The sequence below is a fragment of the Ezakiella massiliensis genome, assembly GCF_059862345.1.
On the sequence record NZ_JCBCEO010000001.1, the window covers coordinates 223,472 to 247,995 of the forward strand.

General features: G+C 36.1%; 16 protein-coding genes. 13 read left to right on the top strand and 3 right to left on the bottom strand.

The window, feature by feature from the left end; all coding sequences use genetic code 11:
* The first annotated feature begins 17 nt into the window (after positions 1–17).
* Both uvrB and uvrA read left to right on the top strand, forming a co-directional pair.
* Positions 18–2,000: an excinuclease ABC subunit UvrB gene (uvrB, locus tag AC6FXG_RS01035; protein WP_500571215.1), complete on the top strand. Its 1,983-nt coding sequence runs from the start codon at positions 18–20 to the stop codon at positions 1,998–2,000.
* A 1-nt stretch (position 2,001) separates the two neighbouring features.
* A complete protein-coding gene (gene uvrA, locus AC6FXG_RS01040; RefSeq protein WP_500571216.1) occupies positions 2,002–4,821 on the top strand; it encodes an excinuclease ABC subunit UvrA in 2,820 nt (939 codons plus the stop codon).
* A gap of 64 nt (positions 4,822–4,885) precedes the next feature.
* Here uvrA and AC6FXG_RS01045 read toward each other — a convergent pair whose 3' ends face one another.
* Positions 4,886–5,437 (bottom strand): HD domain-containing protein, encoded by a 552-nt coding sequence (locus AC6FXG_RS01045; protein ID WP_500571217.1) that lies wholly within the window; start codon positions 5,435–5,437, stop codon positions 4,886–4,888.
* A 139-nt stretch (positions 5,438–5,576) separates the two neighbouring features.
* Here AC6FXG_RS01045 and alr point away from each other — a divergent pair, with 139 nt between their 5' ends.
* The 6 genes from alr to tkt all read left to right on the top strand — a co-directional run bounded on the left by alr (position 5,577) and on the right by tkt (position 13,034).
* Positions 5,577–6,737, top strand: coding sequence for an alanine racemase (alr, locus tag AC6FXG_RS01050; protein WP_075573762.1), 1,161 nt, complete (start codon positions 5,577–5,579; stop codon positions 6,735–6,737).
* 134 nt (positions 6,738–6,871) lie between these two features.
* Positions 6,872–7,213, top strand: a complete 342-nt coding sequence (locus tag AC6FXG_RS01055) for a type II toxin-antitoxin system PemK/MazF family toxin (RefSeq protein WP_500571503.1) — start codon at positions 6,872–6,874, stop codon at positions 7,211–7,213.
* Positions 7,213–8,151: a GNAT family N-acetyltransferase gene (locus AC6FXG_RS01060; RefSeq protein ID WP_500571218.1), complete on the top strand. Its 939-nt coding sequence runs from the start codon at positions 7,213–7,215 to the stop codon at positions 8,149–8,151. The genes AC6FXG_RS01055 and AC6FXG_RS01060 overlap by 1 nt, the downstream gene beginning before the upstream one ends.
* Entirely contained in the window at positions 8,151–10,355 is a 2,205-nt protein-coding gene (gene csaB, locus AC6FXG_RS01065) for a polysaccharide pyruvyl transferase CsaB (protein WP_500571219.1), read from the top strand. The genes AC6FXG_RS01060 and csaB overlap by 1 nt, the downstream gene beginning before the upstream one ends.
* On the top strand, positions 10,342–11,082 hold the full coding sequence (locus AC6FXG_RS01070) for a WecB/TagA/CpsF family glycosyltransferase (RefSeq protein ID WP_500571220.1): 741 nt from the start codon (positions 10,342–10,344) through the stop codon (positions 11,080–11,082). Before csaB ends, AC6FXG_RS01070 begins: the two co-directional genes overlap by 14 nt.
* Positions 11,079–13,034: a transketolase gene (gene tkt / locus AC6FXG_RS01075; protein ID WP_500571221.1), complete on the top strand. Its 1,956-nt coding sequence runs from the start codon at positions 11,079–11,081 to the stop codon at positions 13,032–13,034. The genes AC6FXG_RS01070 and tkt overlap by 4 nt, the downstream gene beginning before the upstream one ends.
* 88 nt (positions 13,035–13,122) lie before the next feature.
* Here the strand turns inward: tkt and AC6FXG_RS01080 are convergent, their stop codons facing one another.
* Positions 13,123–14,871 carry an ABC transporter ATP-binding protein gene (locus tag AC6FXG_RS01080; RefSeq protein WP_500571222.1) on the bottom strand — a complete coding sequence of 583 codons (1,749 nt, stop codon included), beginning with the start codon at positions 14,869–14,871 and terminating at the stop codon, positions 13,123–13,125.
* Positions 14,864–16,582, bottom strand: coding sequence for an ABC transporter ATP-binding protein (locus tag AC6FXG_RS01085; protein WP_500571223.1), 1,719 nt, complete (start codon positions 16,580–16,582; stop codon positions 14,864–14,866). Before AC6FXG_RS01085 ends, AC6FXG_RS01080 begins: the two co-directional genes overlap by 8 nt.
* A 170-nt stretch (positions 16,583–16,752) precedes the next feature.
* Between AC6FXG_RS01085 and AC6FXG_RS01090 the strand changes: the two genes are divergently transcribed.
* The 5 genes from AC6FXG_RS01090 to AC6FXG_RS01110 are packed head-to-tail and all read left to right on the top strand — an operon-like array spanning position 16,753 to position 24,522.
* A complete protein-coding gene (locus AC6FXG_RS01090; protein WP_500571224.1) occupies positions 16,753–17,961 on the top strand; it encodes a hemolysin family protein in 1,209 nt (402 codons plus the stop codon).
* 4 nt (positions 17,962–17,965) lie between these two features.
* Positions 17,966–21,382, top strand: a complete 3,417-nt coding sequence (locus tag AC6FXG_RS01095; RefSeq protein WP_500571225.1) for a DNA polymerase III subunit alpha — start codon at positions 17,966–17,968, stop codon at positions 21,380–21,382.
* Positions 21,379–22,335 carry a 6-phosphofructokinase gene (gene pfkA / locus AC6FXG_RS01100; protein ID WP_075573755.1) on the top strand — a complete coding sequence of 319 codons (957 nt, stop codon included), beginning with the start codon at positions 21,379–21,381 and terminating at the stop codon, positions 22,333–22,335. The genes AC6FXG_RS01095 and pfkA overlap by 4 nt, the downstream gene beginning before the upstream one ends.
* An 8-nt stretch (positions 22,336–22,343) precedes the next feature.
* The gene (pyk, locus tag AC6FXG_RS01105; protein ID WP_500571226.1) at positions 22,344–24,095 is read left to right on the top strand and encodes a pyruvate kinase; all 1,752 of its coding nucleotides are present in this window, start codon (positions 22,344–22,346) and stop codon (positions 24,093–24,095) included.
* Entirely contained in the window at positions 24,088–24,522 is a 435-nt protein-coding gene (locus tag AC6FXG_RS01110; RefSeq protein ID WP_500571227.1) for a deoxycytidylate deaminase, read from the top strand. The genes pyk and AC6FXG_RS01110 overlap by 8 nt, the downstream gene beginning before the upstream one ends.
* The last annotated feature ends 2 nt before the right edge of the window (positions 24,523–24,524 follow it).

Here is a 24,524-nt window from a genome sequence, read left to right on the forward strand (position 1 = left end):
ATATACAAGGAGGGACCATGAACTTTAAGTTACATTCTAAATTTCAATCTACTGGTGACCAGCCAGAAGCTATAGAAAAAATTTCAAATTCAATATTAAAGGGCGAAAGATTTCAAACTCTAAAGGGGGTTACGGGATCTGGTAAAACTTTTACTATGGCAAATATTATAAACAAAGTTCAAAAGCCAACCCTTGTAATTGCACATAACAAAACACTTGCTTATCAACTTTGTATGGAGCTTAGAGAATTTTTCCCTGAAAACGCCGTTGAATATTTTGTATCTTACTATGACTACTATCAACCTGAAGCCTATGTGCCATCGACAGATACTTATATAGCCAAGGACTCGGCTATTAATGATGAAATAGATAAGCTTAGGCACTCGGCTACAGCGGCTCTTTTTGAAAGAAAGGATGTAATTATAGTTGCATCTGTATCCTGCATTTATGGCTTGGGTGATCCAGAAGACTATATTGACCTCATGGTTAGCTTGAGACCAGGCATGATTAAAGATAGGGACAAGGTTATAGAAGAGCTTATAGCCATCCAATATATGAGGAATGATATTAATTTTGAACGCGGGACTTTTAGGGTCCGTGGTGATATTTTGGATATTTTTCCTGCCAGTGAAAGTGAAAACTGCATTCGTGTTGAATTTTTTGGAGACGAGATAGACAGGATTTCAGAAATAAATCATTTAACAGGAGAAGTTTTGGGCGAACTAAAACACGCCAGTATTTTTCCAGCATCCCACTTTGCGACTTCACAGGCTAAGATTGATCGTGCGATCACAACTATAGAAGAAGAACTAGAGGATAGGTTAAAAGAGCTGAGGGACATGGACCATCTCTTATATGCAGAGCGTCTTGAGCAGAGGACCAGATATGACCTTGAGATGCTAAGAGAGATTGGTTTTTGCTCTGGAATTGAAAACTACTCCAGGCATATTTCTGGTCGGGCTCCAGGTAGTAGGCCATATACTCTGATAGATTATTTCCCAGAGGATTTTTTGATTATAACGGACGAAAGTCACGTAACTATTCCACAAATCAGGGGCATGTACGCAGGCGATAGGTCAAGGAAGGAGACTCTTGTTGAATACGGATTTAGGTTGCCGTCGGCACTTGATAATAGGCCGCTGAATTTCACTGAGTTTGAAAAACTGATCCACAATATTTTATTTGTTTCAGCTACTCCAGGCCCTTATGAGTTGGAAAAATCAACTACACTTGCAGAGCAAGTTTTAAGACCGACAGGCCTTTTGGATCCAGAAATTATTGTCCATCCAATTGAAAATCAAATCGATGATTTAATTGAAAGGATTAAAGATAGGGTTGCAAAGAACGAAAGGGTCTTAGTTACAACTCTTACCAAGAAAATGGCAGAAGACTTATCAGATTATCTGGATAATATTGGTATAAAAGTTAGATATATGCACTCGGACACAGAGACAATTGATCGAATGCAGATAATTAGAGAATTGCGCTTGGGCGAATGCGATGTACTGGTTGGCATCAACCTTTTAAGAGAGGGCTTAGACTTGCCAGAGGTAAGTTTGGTTGCAATCTTAGACGCAGACAAAGAAGGCTTCTTGAGATCAGAAACTTCTTTAATTCAAACTGTTGGTAGGGCCGCCAGAAATGTAAATGGTCAAGTAGTAATGTATGCAGATAGGATTACTGATAGCATGAAGAAGACCATTGAAGAAACTCAAAGGCGGAGGGAAATCCAAGAAGCTTACAACAAAGAGCACGGCATAGTTCCTAAGTCCATAGTAAAGGACGTTAGAGAAGTTATTGGAATTATGAAGGGAGATACAAATAAAGCTCCTAAAAAGACTGAGGCCCTTAGCAAAGATCAAATACTTGAAATTATTAAAGAATATAAGGCCAGCATGTTAGAAGCTGCAGAGCGTCTTGAGTTTGAAGAGGCTGCAAGGCTTAGAGATGAAATGGCTAATTGGCAGAAGAAATTAGAAAAAATTGAGAGGAAGAAATAATTTGAACGACTACATTGAAATAAAAGGTGCACATGAAAATAATTTAAAGAATATATCTGTTAATATTCCTAGGAATAAAATGACAGTTATAACAGGCCTATCGGGTTCTGGAAAAAGCTCCCTGGCTTTCGATACAATATATGCAGAAGGACAACGCAGGTATGTAGAAAGCTTGTCCGCATACGCCAGGCAGTTCCTTGGCAATATGACAAAGCCAGCTGTTGAATATATTGGTGGACTCAGTCCGTCTATTTCAATTGATCAAAAAACTACAAATAGGAATCCACGCTCAACTGTGGGGACTGTTACAGAAATTTACGACTATTACAGGCTGCTTTACGCCAGAATTGGCAAGGTTCACTGCCCAAAATGTGGCAAGTTAATTGAAAAACAATCTATCGATCAAATGGTCGACAAGATTATGAGCCTGGATGAAGGCGAAAAGATGATGATAGTTGCACCAATTGTCAGAAGCAAAAAAGGCGAGCATAAAAACGTCTTTAAGCAAATCCAACAAGATGGCTATGTACGCGTGTATGTAGATGGTGAACTCTATGATATAGAAAGTGTGCCTGAACTTGAAAAAAATAAAAATCATAATATAGCAGTTGTCGTTGACAGGCTGATTAGGAGAGACAATATTGAAAAGCGTTTGGTTGACTCGCTTGAAACAGCTCTTGAATTAGGCAATGGCTATATAGTTGTGGAAACGTCTAAGGAAAATATTCCCTTTAGTGAAAATTTTGCATGTATAGATTGCGGAATTTCATTTGAAGAGGTTTCTACCAGACTTTTTTCATTTAACTCTCCCTTTGGTATGTGTGAAACATGTAATGGCTTAGGATTTTTCCAAACCATTAACCCTGATAGGCTTATTACAAATGGTGAACTTTCCATTAAGCAAGGGGCAATCGCAAGTTATGGTAACACAGATATGGATTCATTTTATATGAAGATGTTTGCTGAAATTGCCAAACATTGGAATTTTAGTTTAGACGCACCGATTAAAGAAGCTCCAAAAGGGATGATAGATGAAATTCTTTATGGGACTAATTATGCTGTTAAATTCACATATAAATCTGGATTTGATAGGACAGGTAGGAGAAAAACTGTAACTAGGAGATGGGAAGGCGCTGTAAATAATTTACAAGAACGCTATGACAATTCTTCGAGCGATTGGGTCCAAGAGGTAATTGGAGAATTTATAGAGGAAGTTCCATGTAAGACTTGTGGAGGCAAAAGACTAAACAAGGAAGCCCTTAGCGTAAGAGTTGGCGGATTAAATATAGCTGAGTTAACTGAACTGGATGTAGAAAAAGAAATTGAGTTTTTTGAAAATCTAAAACTTACTGAAATGGAAAACAAAATTGCCGAAGAGATTCTAAAAGAAATTAAAGAAAGGCTTGGATTTTTAAAAGATGTTGGCCTTGGCTATTTAAATCTCTCCAGGATGGCAGGAAGTTTATCGGGCGGTGAGTCACAAAGGATTAGATTGGCAACCCAAATTGGGTCAAAGCTTGTCGGTGTAACTTATGTACTTGACGAGCCATCAATCGGCCTTCACCAAAGAGACAATGCCAAGCTCTTAAAAACTTTAAGGGAACTAACTGATATTGGCAATACTGTTTTGGTGGTCGAACACGATGAGGACACCATGAGAGAGGCTGATTATATTTTGGATATTGGACCTGGCGCCGGAGTTCATGGTGGAGAGATTGTAGCTTTTGGCACGCCAAAGCAGGTTATGAGAAATAAAAAGAGTATAACTGGCCAATATTTATCTGGTAAAAAGAAAATTGAAGTTCCAAAAGAACGTCGTAAGCCAGTTGATTTTGTTACTGTAAAAAACGCCCATGAAAACAATTTAAAAAATATTGATGTAAAAATCCCAACGGGAGTTATAACAGCAGTTACAGGTGTAAGTGGATCAGGCAAGAGTTCACTGGTAAATGAAATTTTATATAAAAATTTAGCCAGGGATTTAAATAAATCTAAAATCAAGCCAGGAAAATCAGATGGGGTTGAAAATGATGAGGTCTTTGATAAGGTGGTTGTAATTGACCAATCGCCAATAGGTAGAACGCCTAGATCAAATCCTGCGACATACACTGGAGTTTTTGATGGAATCCGTGATGTCTTTGCCATGACCAACGAAGCCAAGGCAAGAGGCTACAAAAAAGGTAGATTTTCTTTTAATGTAAAAGGCGGCAGGTGTGAGGCCTGCAAAGGCGATGGCATTATCAAAGTCGAAATGCATTTCTTGCCAGACGTATATGTGCCTTGCGAAGTATGCAAGGGTAAGAGATATAATAGGGAAACATTGGAAGTTAAATTCAAAGATAAGACTATTTCTGATGTACTCGATATGACGGTTGAAGAGGCTATGTATTTCTTTGAAAACCATCCAAAGATAAGTCGTAAGTTGGAAACTATGTACAATGTGGGTTTGGGCTATATAAAATTAGGACAAAGCTCCACTAGTTTGTCAGGCGGTGAAGCTCAGAGGGTTAAACTTGCAACAGAACTTTCTAAGCGGGCAACAGGGAGGACCATATATATACTTGACGAACCGACTACAGGTTTGCACTCTGAGGACGTATCAAAATTAATTCAAGTCTTGGACGAATTGGCCGAAGGTGGCAACACAATTGTAGTTATTGAACACAATTTGGATGTTATAAAAACCTCTGACTATGTAATTGACCTTGGGCCAGAAGGTGGGGACAAGGGAGGTACAATAGTTGCCCAAGGAACGCCTGAAGAAGTTGCAAAGGTTAAAGAGTCATATACAGGACAATTTTTGAAAAAGTTACTGGATTAAATTATATATTTATAAACAAAATAAAAGAGCCTGGGTCTTTATAAATGACCTTGGCTCTTAATTTTTATTTAAAATATGGTTTTGCGTTTTCTAAAACATAATTATAAATTTCATCATTAAAGTCTTTGATCGGTTCCATGCGTTTTAAAAAACTTTCCCAGCTGACTTTATATTCTAGCCAAGTTCCACCATCGTTATATATGTTATTGATAACCGGTTGTAATCTATCCATGGCGTTGGCGTATTTTGCTTCAGGAGTTTTACATTCGTCAAATTCTATCCAAAGTTTTTTTAAATCTTCACCCAAATCTCCAGGCAAAATTCCATAAATTCTTTCGGCAGCTTTTTGCTCACGCTCGGCCTTATCTTTATAGCCTTCTGTATCGTAAGCAAAAGTATCGCCGGCATCAATTTCAACTAGGTCATGGACCAAGAGCATCTTAATGCACTTATCTATATCTACATCTCCTGCGTAGTCTTGGAAAATAATGCCCATAGTTGCAATAGAAAAACTGTGCTCAGCATCGTTTTCTCTTCTATCTACTCCAATTATTTTTGTTCTTCTCTCTATTGTTTTCATTTTTTCTATAGTCGTTACAAATTCTATTTTTTTCATTAAATTTTCTCCCATAATTCACCTCAAATATATTATAGCATATGATTCGTATTTCTCAAATATATAAAGTTATTTTTGACTATGTCAATGCTTGAAAAAACTGGCCCTTTGTGGTATATTTTATATGAAGGTGGAGAGTATGAATTTTGAAGATATAAGGCCTTGTTGGTTGGAAATAAATTTAGATAATTTATGTCACAATATACATATTATCAAGGAACACTTAAACCCAAATAGCGAAATAATGGCAGTAATTAAAGCGAATGCATACAATCATGATGCAATTACTATTGCAAAAAAATTGCAAGAGATTGGAGTGCACCGTTTTTGTGTGTCTATTTTAAGCGAAGGGCTTGAACTTAGAAACGCTGGAATTGAAGATCCGATTTTACTTTTAAATTATGTCAGGGATACTGAAATAAAAGAAGCTATAGTGAAAGACCTAGAAATGACTGTTTACGATATGGAGCAGGCCAAGCTAATAAATAAAATTGCTGGCGAACTAGGTAAAAAAGCTAAAATTCATATCAAGATTGATACTGGTATGAGTAGGATTGGATTTTTGCCGGGCACAGTTGCTTTTGGAAAGATAATGGAAATTATTTCTTTTGAAAACATCGAATGCGAAGGTATTTACAGTCACTTTGCAACTTCGGACATGGTGGACCTTGGAAACACAAGGAAGCAATATCAAATATTTTCTACTTTTGTAAGTTCGATTGAACATGCTCTTGGAAAAAAATTAAAAAAACATATTTCAAATTCGGGTGCAATTATGGATTATCCTGAGTTTGATCTTGACTATGTAAGGCCGGGAATTATCATGTATGGTTATCCGCCTTCAGGTCAAATGAGAAGTAAATGGGATTTAAAACCGCTTATGACTTTGAAAGCTTTGGTCAGCAATTTAAAAATTTTACCTGAAGGAAGTGGAGTAAGCTATGGTCAAACCTTTGTTACAAAACGCATAACAAAAGTTGCTACAATTCCACTGGGTTATGCTGACGGGATTTCACGCCTGCTATCAAACAAATTTACAGTAAACATAGATGGAAAAAAAGCTCCATCAATCGGTAATATTTGTATGGATCAATTTATGGTTGACGTTACTGACAATACTGAAGTTAAAATAGGCGATGAAGTCGTTATCTTTGGTTCAGGTGAAGGGGATACAAGTCTACCAGAGCTTGCAGCTATCATGGGAACTATCCATTATGAAATAATGTGCATGCTATCACGCAGGATTCCAAGAGTTATCATCGATAATGGTGAGGTTAAGGATATTATAAACTATGTATAGGATGTGCACATATGAATAATAAGAACAATCAAAAGATAGATAAGGCAAATACAAAAGAAAATAAAGATAATAACAATCAAAAACAGGATATAAAAAAAATCGACCAAAAACAAAGTAGGGAGAAAATCACTATCATGAGGGGAGATTTATTTTATGCTGACCTGTCGCCAGTTATTGGAAGCGAGCAGGGGGGCGTCCGTCCTGTTGTAATTATCCAAAATGACATTGGAAATAAATTTTCTCCAACCACTATTGTGGCGGCTATTACATCTGTAAAAAACAAGTCTAGTATGCCTACCCACGTAAATGTAGGCAAGGATGTTGGAGGTCTTCCAAAGGATTCAGTTATTCTCTTGGAGCAGATTAGAACTATTGACAAAAGGCGTTTAAGAGAAAAAATTGGAAGGATGACCGATTCGAAAATGAAAGAAATTGACAAGGCTTTGGGAATAAGCGTCCACTTGCAGGAGGACTAATGGAAGATAAATACATTGAATTTTTGTTAGAAAATACTGGAATAAAAAATAAAGAAGATATTTTAAGCAAATACCAAGAAGAATCTAAATTTAGAACTTATTGTGAAGATGATAAGATCATTGGTTTTGTTGGAGCAAATATTCGGGATTTAAATTACAAGGCTAGGGAATATAAATCTACTTTTATTGCTGACTCAATTGTTATTAAAGACAGAAGAAGAGAAGGCATATACACAAATTTATATAGGGAGTTTGAAAATCAAGTAAAAAATGAACTTATGTATGCGCTGCCTCTTCAATATGAACTTATAAATCTGGTTGATAAGCAAGACTATAAAATCGTTGGAGAGGTCAATGCCTATGCAAAAATATTGGATCCTTCCAATGTAACTTCTAATGGAATTTTTACCTTTATAGCCAAGATTATAAATTCAATTTCAAATTTAAGGACAAAAAAGATTGCTTATTCAGGTTTTGATGTAAAAGATGACCTGGACTTGAGTCAAGTTGATAAGCTCTTTGACAAGGTCAAGGCTGACTATGGCTTTATGGCTAAAAGGTCAAGAGAATGGATTTCAAATAGGATTAATAACAGACCTAATTATAAATTTATTTCCACTCACAAGGACGGCATAGAAGGATATATAATTTATAAAGAAATAGACAAGGCTGATTTGAAATACTATATGGTAATGGATATTTTATATACTAACGAAGAAGCTTTGGAATCTATGTATGATCACTTTTTAAAGAAGGCTAAAGATGAAAAGGTTAATTTAATTGGCATTTGGAAAAATCCAAAGACTTCAAAATTAATTAAGAATAAGAGTTTTCAAAATGCAAAGAGCTCATTTCCACTCGTTGTAAAGAGCGATTTATCTGAGGTCTTGAACATAAACGAATGGTATTTACAACCTATTGAGGGGGAAACTTATTAATGATTAAAGTACTTCACCTTATTAGCGGTGGCGATACAGGTGGTGCAAAAACCCATATTATGACCCTACTTAATGAGATGCAAAATCATATTGACGTTAGGCTGGGAGTGTTTTTTAAGGATGTATTCTTGGATGAAGCCAAGGACTTAGGTATATCTACTGTTGTTTTCGAACAAAAGAGTAGATTTGATTTAAGTGTCGTTAATGATATAGTAGAATATGTTAATAAAGAGGGAATAGACTTGGTACATTGCCATGGTGCAAGGGCTAATTTTATTGCCTTTTTTTTGATGAAGAAATTAAAGAAGGTCAAATTTTTATCAACCGTCCACTCAGATCCAAGGTTAGACTTTAAGGGAAACTTTTATAAGCAATTGATATTTAAAAACCTAAATACCTTTGCCCTAAAACGTTTTAAAAATTATGTAGCTGTCAGTGACGATTTTAAAAACATGCTCCTCAATCGTGGGTTTTCCAAGAAAAATATTGACGTTGTCTATAATGGAATAAATCTTGAGGCAGAAGATAAATATGTGCCCAAAGAAGAATTTTTAGATAGGTATAATATTCGCCATGATGGAATTAAAATTGGAATTCTTGCAAGGCTTGATGAGGTTAAAGACCACAGGACTTTTATTAGGGCGGCTGGAGAATTTTTAAAAGAGGCCGATGCTGACTTTTTAATAGGTGGCAGCGGAGGGCTTTTGGACGAGCTCAAAAAAACGGCAGAAGATCTTGGTATATCAGACCGAGTTCATTTTTTAGGCGAGGTAAAAGATCCATTTTCATTTATTAACGCTATAGATATAAATGTTTTATCGAGTTTATCAGAAAGTTTCCCTTATGTTATCTTGGAGGGGGCTAAGTACTCTAAGCCTATGGTTGCGACTCATGTGGGAGGTATTCCAAAGGTAGTAATAGATGATTATAGCGGATACACTTATGAGCCCGGCGATTATAAAAAACTAAGCGAACGCTTGCTTGACTTGGCAAAAAATGATGAAAAAAGAATTCAATACGGAAAAAATCTCCATGAAATAGTTTTGGAAAAATATAGCAGCCATAGCATGTCCAGGATGCAACTGGATATTTACAATAAGATTTTGTTTGGGAAAACTATTGTCTTGTCTGGTTTTTATGGCTTTGATAACCAAGGCGATGACGCCATTCTTGAAGCTATTCTTGGTGAACTAAAAAGAAGAGACAAAACTCTCCGCTTAAAAGTTTTATCTAACAATCCAAATAAGACCCGCGAGGTATACGATGTCGATGCAGTTTATAGGTTTAACCCCTTTGTTATTGGATCAACTATAAAGAAAGGAGACATGCTCATATCTGGAGGAGGGAGTCTCCTACAAGACGTTACGAGCTCACGGTCTCTTTGGTATTATTTATATGTAATTTCTGTTGCAAAACGCAAGAATAAAAAAGTTTGCATCTATGCCAATGGGGTCGGGCCAATAAATGGAAAGTTTAATAGGAAACTTACCAAAAAAGTCCTAAAGGATGTTGATCTGATTACTCTAAGAGACGATGATTCGGCTAAGTACTTGGAGGAAATTGGCATAGAAAAAGACAAATGCCTGGTAAGGTCTGATCCAGTTTTCTTGTTAAAGGAAAATATAGAAGAGGCTGAGAAAATTTTATCAGACATAAATATTAATGATGAATTTATTGTTGTGAATTTGAGACCATGGACTGATGATGAAAAAATGATAGACCAGATGGCCATTGCTATAAATAAACTCATGGACCAAGGCCACAAGATTTTGCTTATACCCATGCATATGTCAAAGGATACTCCAATATTAAAGCGAGTCGAGGATAAATGTCGGAACGAAAACCTTTATTCTTATTATGAAGATATGAGCGTCACTACGCTTATGGGTATTTTTTCCAAGGCTCAGATGGTTCTAGCCATGAGACTCCACGGTGTGATTTACTCGGCCGCAGTTCATACAAAGCCACTTGCTATATCCTATGACCCAAAGGTAAAAAGCTTTATGGAAAGCATTGATTCAGATTATATAATAGATATCAATGATATTGACGGGCAAAAAGTTTACCAAGAAATAAAAAGATGCTTAGATGATGAAGATTATTTAAGCAATATAAAAAATAAAGACGAAGAAAGAAAGGAATTAGCAAGATTAAATGCGATTGAAGCACTTGGCTTGCTAAAGGATATAGATGAGAAAAATTAATGTGCTTGGTGTAAAATTTTCTGATATCAATGACCAAGAGTTGGACGAAATTTTAAGGTCAAATATAAGCGGGTCCAATAATTTTAAAATAATTACGCCAAACCCAGAGATTGTTATGAGGGCCAAAAAGGACAAGAACCTCATAGAACTTATAAATAGTGCTGGCCTCGTACTAAAAGATGGAGTTGGGATTGTAATTGCCCAAAAGATTGCCGGCATAGAAGGTGAGGGCAGACAAACTGGCTTTGATACTCTAAAGAAAATTTTATCAATAGCAGATGAAAGGAATTTGGATATTTATATAGTTGGAGCAAAACAAGAGACTCTGGACCAGGCAATAGAAAATATAAAAAAAGATTATAAAAATTTAAATATAGTGGGGGCCCATAATGGGTATTTTGAATTAAATTCGCCCCAAGAGCAAGAAATTTTAAAGGATATAGAAAATAAAAAACCGCACTTAGTGGTTTCCGCAATGGGCTTTCCCAAACAAGAATATTTTATATCAAAACTAGACGGACTAACTTCAATGTCTATAGGCGTTGGAGGAAGCCTAGATGTAATTAGTGGAAATTTAAAGCGCGCACCAAAATGGGTGCAAAAAATTGGAATGGAATGGTTTTATAGGTTGTTAAAAGAACCATCCAGAATTAAAAGGCAGTTAGTAATACCACATTTTTTAATAAAAGTAGTGGCTAATAAAAAATCTATAAGGGAGGAATTATGAATAACATTGATAATCTTACAATTAATACGCTGAGAATGCTTTCTGTCGATATGATTGGCAAAGCAAACTCTGGACATCCAGGCTTACCGCTTGGAGCAGCACCTATGGCTTATGCTTTATTTAAAGATCATTTAAAATTTAATCCAAACAAACCTCATTGGTCAAATAGGGACAGGTTTGTTTTATCAGCAGGACATGGATCAGCACTCTTGTATAGCTTGCTTCATGTCTTTGGCTTTGAACTAAGCATGGATGATTTAAAAGATTTTAGACAATTAAATTCAAAGACACCAGGGCATCCAGAGTACGGTCACACATTGGGAGTTGACGCTACATCAGGACCACTTGGTCAAGGACTTGCCATGGCTGTTGGCATGGCACTAGCAGAAGCACATCTCCACGATACATTTAAAGGAGCAAACAATCCTGTAGACCATTACACATACGCTCTAGTAGGAGACGGATGTTTGATGGAAGGCATTAGCCACGAAGCAGCAAGTTTTGCAGGCTCCCATAAGTTAGGAAAATTAATTGTCCTTTACGATTCAAATAATATTACAATTGATGGGTCAACTGACATTACCTTTGTTGACGACACACTAAAAAGATTTGAAGCTTATGGCTGGCATACTCAAAAAGTTGAAGACGGAACAGATATTGAGGCTATTTCGAATGCTATTAGCAAGGCCAAGGAAGATGACAGACCTTCACTAATTGAAATTAAAACTGTTATTGGTTTTGGCGCAGGAAGTGTGGAAGGCAAGAATAAAAGTCATGGGGCTCCTCTAAAAGAAGATGACTACAAGATTTTAAAAGAAAGACTGGGATGGGAATACGATTCCTTTACTGTTCCTCAAGAAGTGAGAGACCATGTAAAGGCAATTATCGATGAAAAAGTTAAGGCCTATGACGAATATAAGGCAAGCTTAAATGAACTCAAGGCAGTAGATTTAGAAAGATACGAAAAATTTGTTAAGTTTATCCACACAGAAAAAGAAGTTGACCTAAGTTCTTTGATGGATAAGGAAGAAAAAATTGCAACTAGGGCAGCTAGTGGAAAGGCAATCCAAGAAGTTGCCAAGCAAGTTCAAAGTTTGATTGGCGGCTCAGCTGACTTGGCTGGATCAAATAATACAACTATTGATGGCCAAGGATTTATTTCAAAAGACGATTACAGTCCACGCAATATTCACTTTGGTATTCGTGAATTTGCAATGGCTGCAATATCAAATGGTATGGCTCTTCACGGAGGCGTTCGCCCATACTGCGCAACCTTCTTTGTATTTAGTGACTATATGAAAGCAGCTATGAGACTCTCAGCTCTTATGGATGTTCCTGTTGTTTATGTACTAACTCACGACTCAATAGGGGTTGGAGAAGACGGACCAACCCATCAACCTATAGAACAACTTGCAATGTTAAGAAGTCTGCCAAACTTTACAACAATTCGTCCAGCAGACTACAACGAAACAATCGTTGCATGGGAAGTCGCAATTAAAAATCATAAACCAACAGCACTTGTATTAACAAGACAAGGTTTGCCTACGCTTGATATTAATGCAAGAGACCTTGTAAAAGGTGCATACATCGCTAAAAAAGAAAATGAAAAACTCGATGCAATTGTAATTGCAACCGGATCTGAGCTTTCAATTGCCATGGACGCAGCAAAGGAATTAGAAGCTGATGGAATTGGCACAAGAGTTGTCAGCATGCCTTCGTGGGATCTCTTTGAAGATCAAACAGATGAATACAAACTCTCAGTTTTACCAAAGGATACACCAAAAGTTTCTGTTGAAGCCTTGTCCACATTTGGCTGGGATAAGTACACTCAAGGTGGAATAAAGTTAGGCATGGATTCATTTGGAGCAAGTGGCAAGGGCGGCGATTTATTTGAACACTTCAAAATAAATTCAAAGTCAATTGTAGAAGCAGTTAAAAAATCTGTAAAATAAAAATCATATAATAAAAATATCACCTCTTAGTACAGAATATTTTGTACTGAGAGGTGATTTTATTTTGCTTATAATTAATTTTTAATTTTTATGACTGAGCCTCAACTAGCTCGTAATATTTTCCACCCATTTCCATTAGTTCATCATGACTGCCGGATTCAATAATCCGACCAGAGTCGATTACAATTATTGAGTCACAATTCTTAATAGTTGAAAGCCTGTGGGCGACTATAAATGAAGTTCTATTTGCCATCAGGGCCTCAAGGCCTTTTTGTATATGTTGTTCAGTTTCTGTATCGATTGACGCGGTTGCTTCATCCAAAACTAATATACTTGGGTCCCTGATGATAGTTCTTGCAAAGTTTACTATTTGTTTTTCACCTAGGCTTAGGCCACCGTCTTCTCCGAGCAGGTTGGTGTCCAGACCATCTTTTAATTTATTTAAAATAGATTCTCCACCACTTTTTATTAGGGCTGCTTTAATTTCTTGGTCACTATAATCATTGCCAAGCGTTATATTGTATCGTAAGCTGCCTTTAAAAAGGATAGGATCTTGGAGGACAAGAGCCATGTGCTTTCTTAAATCAGCGGTCCTAATCTCTTGAATATCCTGATTGTCTATTAGTATTTGACCCTCGTAAGGGCTATAAAATTTAAACAAAAGAGAAATAATAGAACTCTTGCCAGAGCCTGTGCTGCCGACAATAGCAGTAGAAGAGCCGGGCTCTCTTTTGAAATTAATATCTTGTAACACAGGGCTGTCCTCGATGTATTCGTGGTAAACATTTTTAAATTCCACTTGGCCTTTTATATTATTAATTGCATTTGTTCCATCATCTTCTTGTTCTTCTAAGAGAATTGTATTGATGTGTTCAAGGCTGCTCATGCCTTTTTCAAAAACATTTAACCTATTCATAAGTCTGGTCAGATAAGCGTATATCTGTGAAGTGTACTGGATTAAAATCAGTATATATCCTACGGTAAAAGTAGTGTTTCCTCTTAGGTTAGACATACCAGCAAAATATAAAATTGCAATTATGCTCATGAGTCTAAGCATGTCAGTAATGTTATATGAAAAGAAGGAGTCAAATAATTCGATTTTCTTACCGTATTTATACAGATCTTTGTTCTTATCGACAAATTCTTCTTCAACAGGTTCACAAACTGCGTAGGCTTGTATTATATTTGCCCCTTTTATAATCTCATTTAAATCGGAGGTTATAGTTGATTTTATTTTACGATATTTAATATTAAGATTTGACTGGTACTTGTTGTAGCTTAAAATTGTGAAAATAAATATTGGAATTGGCACAAGCACAATGTACAGGGCCTTTGGATTTGTAAAGCTAATATAAACTATACTGCCTATTAAATAAAAAACTGCGTTTACAACAGTTGTAAATCCAATATAAAATAGTTGCTTGAACTCGTTTATATCACTTGTGGTTCTACTCGTGATTTTACCAACAGGCGTCTTATCAAAAAATGACATGGGGAGGTTTACTATGTGTTTAAATAAATCTCCTCTTAGTATATAAGCTATTTTATTGGACGTCTTTTTATAATGATGGATGAGTACATATTGCATTAATCCAAACATTAGATTCATAAATAAATAAAAAGCTGACATCCAGAGGAATCTCTGTAAATCTATAATACCGATTGTGGGAGAGATTTCATTGTCTATAATATTTTTTAATATAATTGGCAGGTAAATATTCAAAAGCATAAAGCCAGTGGATAAAAATACGCCAATAATAAGTTCTTTTTTAATTTTGCCTGACAAATTAAAAAGAAGGCGGATGGTACTCTTGCTATATTTTTCTTTTTTACTCATGGTCCACCTCCTGCAAGTGGTATTGGTCGCTAAACCAACCCCCACTTGAAATCAGGTCTTCAAATTTACCTCGCTCAGAAATTTGTCCATTATCAAGCACAATTATTTCATCAGCATCTTTTACAACAGAAAGCCTGTGGGAGCTGATGATAATTGTGGTGTTTGGAAAATTATTTGCTAAATTTTCGGAAATTTCTTTTTCTGTATTATTGTCAACAGCAGATAGGACATCGTCAAGTATCAAAAGCTCGGGATCCAAAAGAACAGCCCTAGCCAGAGAAACTCTTTGCTTTTGTCCGCCAGACAAAGTGATTCCCATTTCTCCACATTGAGTGTCTATTCCATCTGCAAATGATGAAAGGTCATTTCTAAAAGCTGCTATATCGATAGCCCTGTCGTAGTCTCCATCCCTATAAAACAAAATATTATCTTTAACGGATTTTGAAAACAAGAAATGCTCTTGGGGAACATAGCCGATGTTTTTTCTGTAAGAATCCAGATTGATATCCATAATATTATTGCCATTAATAAATAGAGATCCTTCAAAGTCATCATACTCTGCAACAATTTGATGGAGAAGGGTAGACTTACCAGATCCAGTCTTGCCAACAAGGCCAATTTTTTGCCCAGCTTTGATGGAAAGATTAATATTTTTAAGAGCATAGGACTCTGCGTTTGGATATTTAAAAGAGTAATTCTTCATTTCAATCTTATCTATATTTTTTATAAGAACAGGATCAGAAGTTCTTTCTCTTTCTTTATAATTCAAAACCTTATCAACCCTTCTTAAAGAAATTGATCCGCTCTTTGAAACAGTAATTAAATCGGCCACAGCGTAGGCAGGCCAATCAAGCTCTTGCAAGAGCATGGAGTGGGTTATAAGTTCGCCAAGGGTAATCTTGCCCTTGCTAATAAGAAAGCCCCCGACTATAATACTTAAAATTGCAAAGAAAGACATTATCCCATTTACAACTGGTACATAGAGATTTTCTATATTGTTTACTTCTAGTTCCTTGTTATTATTTATTAAAACTTTTTCTAAAAATTCATTTAGCCGCCTACTTTTTGTATCAAAGGCTTTTATAACTTTTATAGCCGTAAAACTTTCAAGGGTGTGTTCATTCATTGCGTCTTGCGTTTCGAGAGACTGGTCGTATTTCCCGTCTAGCTTTTTGGAAATCTGCACAACTACATAAATCATTATTGGAAGGGCAGTAAGTGCAATCAAAAAGAGCCATGGGCTGATGGTGGCCATAGTTATAAAATAAATTATTGGCAGAAGCACCCCCTCGGTTGTGGTCATGATTCCATAAGAAGCGACGGTCGCTATTGCATCGGCATCAGATGTTGCCTTAGTGATAATATTTGATGCATTGTATTTAATAAAAAATGGTGGGTTTTGCCTAATAGATTTTTTTAAAAGTTGAACCCTCACACTTGCATCTACATAATAATAATTTCTAAAAATAACATAATTATAATACGCGTCTAAGAAATAAGTTGAAACAAGCATAAAAACAAGCCAAAAAATTGATCGCATTAAAGAATCATATTCAAGTGAGCCTGCCTTAATAGCATCTGTTATATTTCCTGTAAATGTCGCGGGAAGTATCGCAAGACCGCCAGAAATTATACAAAAAGTTACAGCGATAAAGACGGAGGCCTTGTGACTGCCTATTAAATTGTAATATCGTTTAAGTGTTTTAATCATAAATCCTCTCTAAATAAATAAAAATCATATAAATGTATTTTAACATATTTAAAGAAGATATAAAAGAGCAGATTGGCTATAAATTCAAGATTTAATTTAAATGTAATAAAGGCTAATTTATTTGACTATTAGGGGCCTATATTCTATAATATAAGCTAAGGAGGACTATTTTGAATATAGTAATAATTTTGATTTTAATAGCTATGTCTGCTTTCTTTTCTGGCAGTGAAACATCAATTACTTCATTAAGTTCAATTAAGCTTAGGCAGCTTGTTGAGTCCAAGATAAAAAATGTGGACAAGCTTGAATATTTGATAGAGGATTCCAATAGGACAATTTCGGCAATATTAATTGGGAATAATATTGTAAACATTCTTTCCTCATCCTTGTCCACAGTGATTTTTGTGGAGATGTTTGGGAAAAATGGGGTCGCCATATCGACAGTTGTAATGACAATTTTGATTTTAATATTTGGAGAAATTATTCCAAAAAATTTAGCAAAAGCAAATTCTACAAAATTTGCCCTTGCAGTTGCACCTTTTGTTTATTATATTGTTAAGATTTTCACACCTCTTACGATGCTTTTTGGAGCGCTTAGCAAGGCTATAGTAAGTGAATCTGAAGAAGACAAGATTACCGAAGATGACCTGATAACAATTTTAAATGTCAGCCATGAAGAAGGTATACTTGAAAACGAACAAAAAGAGATGATGGAAAATGTTTTCTCTATTGCAGGTACACAAGCCAAAGATGTTATGACCAATCGTACTAGTATTATCAGTATTCCTGTGGATTCCACTTATGATGAGGTTATGGATATTGTGAAAAACAATAACTTCTCTCGTTATCCAGTAATTGATGAGAATATTGATGACATTATTGGACTTTTATTTGCAAAGGACCTACTGGCAGTTGACAAAGAAAATTTCAATATAAGAAATCATTTGCGTGAAGCTATATTTCAATATGAATCTAGGCCAAACTTTTTGCTTTTGAGTGAATTAAAAAAACATAAGATGAGTATGGCTATAATTCTTGACGAGTACGGTGGAACGGCCGGTCTTGTTACTGTAGAGGATATAGTTGAAGAAATTGTCGGTGATATTGATGATGAATTTGACGAAGCGGATAATTCTATTAAGCAAGTTACTGAAAACACATTTGTTATTCAAGCGGATACAGATTTAGATGATATAAATGATAGGCTTTCTACAAATCTTGAGTCCGATGAATATGAAAGTATCGGTGGATTTGTAATTGGCCTTGCTGGAAAATTTCCAAAAGTTGGCGAGATCTACAAATATGAAAATTATACATTTATAATCGACAAGGCTAGTCCAAATAAACTTGAAAGGCTAAAGATGCGCATAGAAAGGTGATGTAATGTTTACACACTTACACCTGCACACTGAGTTTTCGCTGCTCGATGGGGCAATAAAAATCAGTGACTTGGCAGAGAAAGCAAAAGAATACAAGATGAACTCAGTAGCCATTACCGATCATGGGAATATGTACGGGGCTATTAACTTTTACAAAGAGTTAAAAAAAGCTGGCATAAAACCCATTATTGGCTCTGAGGTTTATATTTCTAGAGGTGATCACAGGCTGAAAAATCCAGACGACAGGTCAGGTTATCACCTTATTTTGCTATGCAAAAATGAAATAGGCTTGAAGAATCTGATGAAAATTTCTAGCGAAGGATTTTTAAATGGATTTTATTATAGGCCGCGTGTTAGCCACGAGTTCTTGCAAGAACACAGCGAAGGCTTAGTTGCACTTTCTGCTTGTCTTGGTGGAGAAATTCAATCCCATTATTTAAATGGGGATGAAGTTTCTGCCGTAAAAGCATATAAATGGTATGCAGAAGTTTTTAAAGATGATTTTTACTTAGAAGTTCAAAACCACGACATTAGAGAAGAAGATGTTATAAGGCATTATTTTAAAACTCTTAGGGACCGTTTTGGTGCAAAGTTAGTGGCAACAAATGATTGCCACTATTTAAATAAAGAGGACGCTTTTATTCAAGAGGTTCTGATGGCTATATCTATGGGCAAGACCATTAATGATGAGACCAGGATGACCTTTGCAAGTGACGAATTTTATTTCAAATCTTCAGAAGAAATGGAAGAACTTTTTGCAGATATGCCAGATGCAATTAAAAACACCCAGGAGATTGCAGACAAATGTAATGTGGAAATTGAATTTGGCCACTATCATTTGCCTAACTTTGATACACCGGGAAATATTGACCACTTTGAATACTTAAAAAAACAAACCCATGATGGTATACTTGAAAGATATGAAAAAGATGGTAAGGTTTCAGATGAAGTATGGCAAAGGGTTGAAAGCGAGCTAAGCATTATTAAAGACATGGGCTTTGTGGATTACTTTTTGATTGTCCAAGATTTTATTTTATTTGCTAAATCAAAAGGCATTCCTGTAGGTCCAGGCCGTGGGTCAAGCGTTGGATCAATAGTTTGTTATGCTCTTGGCATAGTTGACTTGGATCCATTAAAATATGACTTGGTTTTTGAAAGATTTTTAAATCCTGATAGGGTAACCATGCCAGATATTGATATTGACTTTTGCTATGAAAGAAGAGAAGAAGTCATTCAATATGTAAAAGAGAAATATGGCCACGACCATGTGGCACAAATAATTACCTTTGGAACTATGGCTGCCAAAGGTGCGATTAGAGATGTTGGTCGCGTGCTGGACATGCCTTATAACGAAGTCGATAAAATCGCAAAAATGATTCCAAATGAACTGGATATTACAATTGACAAGGCACTTAATGACAATCCAGAATTAAAAGATGCCTATGACAACGATAGGGAAGTAAAAAAACTAATCGATATCTCAATGAGGATAGAGGGTCATGTTAGACACGCAAGCACTCATGCAGCCGGCGTTGTTATTTCAAAAAGCCCACTGGTAAATTACGCCCCGTTGGCAACTGCTCAAGACCAACCTGTAACCCAGTACACTATGACTACACTTGAAGAGCTTGGTCTTTTGAAGATGGATTTCTTGGGCTTAAGGACTTTAACTGTTATAGAAGATTCATTAAAATTAATTGAAAAAAATACTGGCCACAGACCGAGTTTTGAAGATATGAAGCTGGACGATCCTGAGACGATAAAACTATTTGCAGATGTAAATACAATTGGAATCTTCCAATTTGAATCACCTGGCATGAGGGCCTTCTTAAAAGAGCTAAAGGTTGATCGTTTTGAAGATTTAATTGCAGCTAACTCACTCTTTAGACCGGGGCCAATGGATAGCATTCCCGATTTTTGTGAACGCAAAAACTCTGATGTGAAGATAGACTATAAGCATCCAATTCTTGAAAAAATTTTAAAAGATACCCATGGAGTAATAGTTTTCCAAGAGCAAGTTATCGCAATCGTTCAACAACTTGGAGGATATACAATTGGACGAGCTGATTTGATTAGGCGAGCTATGAGTAAAAAGAAAATGGATGTTATGGAAGAAGAAAGGCCGATATTTATCAAGGGCGCTATTGAAAAAGGGGCATCAAAAGAACTTGCAGAAGAAGTTTTTGATGACATGATAGATTTTGCAAAATACGCCTTTAACAAAAGTCACTCTGCAGCATACAGTCTTGATGCATGGAGGACTGCATGGCTCAAGACCCACTATCCTAAGGAATTTATGGCGAGCCTTTTAACTTCGGTTGCCGGTCAACAAGACAAGGTCGCTCTTTATATTGAAGAAGCAAGGCGAATGGGAATAAAAATTATTCCACCAGATGTAAATAAATCTGAATGGAGATTTACTACTGAGGGCGATGATATAAGGATGGGCTTTAAGGCAATTAAAGGCCTAGGCCACAATACAGCAGATGCTATTGTAGAGGCAAGAAAAGAAAATAAATTTACATCTCTTACGGATTTAATCAGGGCGATTTCAAAAATAGATTCAGCCGCCCTTAATAAAAGATCTTTTGAATCACTTGTTTACGCTGGAGCTTTCGATTCTTTTGGCGTAAACAGGAGGTCAGCCCTAAATCAATATAGCGTTATAATCGATACAGTAAATATTGAGAAGAGGTCAAATGTAAGAGGTCAATTTAATATGTTCGGCTCTGAATCTGATTCTATGATTTTGGTTAATTTGGAAGAGTTTAATAAGGATGAGCTCTTGGAATTAGAAAAAGATGTCCTGGGCGTATATGTGTCCAGTCATCCTTTGGAGTCTTACGAAGAAATAATTAATTCTTTGAAAAACAAAGATATTGCAACTATAAATGAAGAGTATGAAGAATACTTATCAAATGGAATTTCATTTAATAGATACAGGCTAAAGTTGGCAGGTCTTGTCTCAAGATCTCGTGTATTAATCACTAGGAGAAACGAAAAGATGATGACTCTTGAACTCCAAGATTTAACTGGCAGGATAGATGTAGTTGTCTTTCCAAATGTTTATAGAAAGTATAGAGACAAGCTTGTAGATGGCAGCAGAGTTTTACTGAGCGGCGACTTGTCCTACAGCGATGTTGAAAAACCAAAGCTAATTGTAAATGAGGTTAGCGATTTAAAACAAAGGGAAACACTTTATATTAAAACAGATTCAGAAAAAAATTCTAATGAAATTAATATGGCTAGGGGCTTTATCCAATCAAACCCAGGTGACGGGGAAGTTGTATTTTATTTTTCAGATAAAGATGCGATAGGGACTTTCAAGGATGCGAGTGCCTTATATTTAAATAGTAAGAATATAGATTTTTTAGAAAAACTTTTTGGCAAAGAAAATATTAAAAGGAATGGAGACCAATGAAGATTGCAGTTTTAACTAGTGGCGGAGATGCACCGGGCATGAACGCCTGCATAAGAGCTGTTGTAAGGACATCCATATATCTCGGCATTGATGTCTATGGTGTTAGGATGGGATATAATGGCCTTATTGCTGATGATATGAATAAGATGAATGTCTCAAGTGTTGCTGATATCATCCACAGGGGCGGAACTATTTTAGGAACCGCAAGAAGCGATGAGTTCATGACAGAAGAGGGACAGAAAATTGCTGCTGAGAACTTGCTTAAAAGAGGAATTAATGGTCTTGTAGTAATTGGGGGAGATGGAACTCTAACAGGTGCTTCTAAACTTTTAGACAAGGGAATAAATGTGGTTGCAATTCCAGCTACAATTGACAACGACCTAGGATACACTGACTATACAATTGGATTTATGACGGCAACTGAGACGATTGTTGATGCAATTTCTAAATTGCGTGACACATCCAGTTCTCATGGACGGGCAAATGTGCTTGAAGTTATGGGCAGGAATTGTGGAGACTTAGCACTAACTGCTGGACTTGCAGGTGGTGCAGAGACCATTATTGTCCCTGAAATACCTTTTGATTTAGACAAAATGGTTGAAAAAGCTGTTAGCGGAATTAAAAGAGGCAAGAGGCACCACATAATTGTCGTTGCAGAAGGAGCTGCAAGTGCTTATGAAATAAGTAAAGAACTTCAAAATAGGGCTGGTATAGAAACTCGAGAAACTGTTCTTGGCCACGTACAAAGAGGTGGTATGCCAACTGTTTTTGATAGACTTATGGCTTCACGCATGGGAAATATTGCAGTAAAATTATTATCTAACAATAGAACTAATATAGCCTTGGGCTTGAAGTGCAACGAGATTGTTAAATTGGATATTGATTCTGCTTTGAAGATACCAAAGAGAATTGATCAAGAAATATTTGAAATCGCAGACATATTATCTATATAGGAGAAGATATGAATAGTACAAAAATTGTGGCCACTATTGGACCAGCAAGTGAGAGCGAAGAAACCTTAAAGCATATGATTTTAAATGGCCTAAATGTTGCTCGCTTAAACTTTTCTCATGGCACTCATGAGGAACATCAAGTTAGAATTGATAGGATAAAAAAAGTTAGCAAAGAACTTGGCATACCAGTTGCAATAATGCTCGATACAAAGGGGCCCGAAATCAGAATTGGCAGATTTAGAGAAGGACCAATTAGAATAGAACAAGGGCAAAAATTTATTCTTACAACTGATGATATACTTGGCGATCAAAATATGGTTAGCGTTTCTTATGATGGCATAATAAATGACGTGGAATTAGGCGGCAGATTATTAATTGATGACGGTCTTGTGGAGTTTGAAATTGTAAATATTTTTTCAAATTTAATTGAGCTTAAAGCAATAAATAGTGGTGAGTTATCAGATAGGAAAGGCGTAAATATTCCTGGGGCTAAAATAAAACTGCCGACCCTAACAGAACAAGATATAAGCGATATAAAATTTGGTATAAAAAATGATGTGGACTTTTTAGCTGCAAGCTTTATTAGGAATCGCAATGATGTTCTATCAATCAGAAAAATCTTAGAAGAAAATGATGGCTATCAAATTTCAATTATATCTAAAATTGAAAACCAAGAAGGCCTGGATAATTTAGATGATATACTTGCAGTTAGTGATGGTATAATGGTCGCTAGAGGAGATCTTGGAGTTGAAATTCCATCGCAAAATATTCCTCATGTGCAAAAGGAAATTATAAAAAAATGTAATTTTGCAAATAAGGTTGTAATAACAGCTACACAAATGCTTGACTCAATGACCAGAAACCCAAGACCTACAAGAGCGGAAGTAATGGACGTTGCAAACTCAATACTCGATGGGACATCTGCGGTTATGCTTTCAGGTGAAAGTGCAGCCGGTAAATATCCAGTTGAGTCTATAAAAATGATGAGAAGCATCTCTATATCGACTGAAGAGAGCCCAGAATACGAAAGAATGCAAAGAGACAGGGTAGATATTAATAGAATCACTGTTACAAATGCAATTGCAGAGGCCACTTATTCAATAGCAAAAGATTTACATGCAGCTGCAATTATTTCTGCAACTAGCAGTGGACAAACGGCCAGGGCTTTATCAAAATTTAAACCTAGGCAACCTATAATTGCTATAACAGATGATGAACGAGTTGAAAGAAAGCTAACCATGGAGTGGGGAGTTTTTCCTGTTATAATTAAAGGAATTGATAACGCAAATGAGCTATTTAAAGCAGGCATTGAAAAATGCAAGGATATATATTTTAAGGAGGGAGATTTAGTTGTACTCACAGCAGGTATTCCATTTTCAAAGAGTGGATCCACAAACTTGCTTAGAGTAGAAGTAATCGCAAAAATGATGACAAAGGGAATGGGAATAGGAAGCGGAAAAATTACAGGTAGAGCTGTAGTTGCAAATTCGCAAGAAGAACTTTTGAAAGATTTTAAAGATGGTGATATAATCGTTACTCTGGGAATGGATAGAGATATGACTCCTTATGCTCAGCGTGCTAGTGCTCTTATTACTGAAGAGGGTGGTCTTACAAGTAGCGGTGCAATTATTGGTTTGTCGCTTGGCTTACCAACAATTGTTGGTGCTAATGATTGCACAAAAGAAATTAAAACAGGGGACATTATCACTGTAGATATTCCTAGCGGACAAGTTTTTAAAGGGAGCGTAGAAAATGTCTAATAAAAGGCAAAGTTGGGATGATTATTTTTTAGATATCGCTGAGATAGTTGCCAAGCGCTCAACATGCGACAGGGCTTATGTTGGCTGCGTACTTGTAAACAATGATCATCGTATAGTAAGCACTGGCTACAATGGGAGTGTAAGTGGAAATCCACACTGCATTGATGTTGGTCACGTTATGCGTGATGGCCATTGTATTGCTACAATTCATGCAGAAATGAATGCTCTTTTGTACTGTGCAAAGGAAGGTATAAGTGTTAAAGGATGTACAGCTTATGTAACTCACTTTCCTTGTTTGAATTGCACTAAGAGTTTGATACAAGCGGGCATAAGAAGAATAGTATATATAAATGCATATAGGCTTGACGATTATTCCATTGAGCTTCTAAATAAAAACAATATAGAAGTTGTTCAAATGGAGAGATAGTA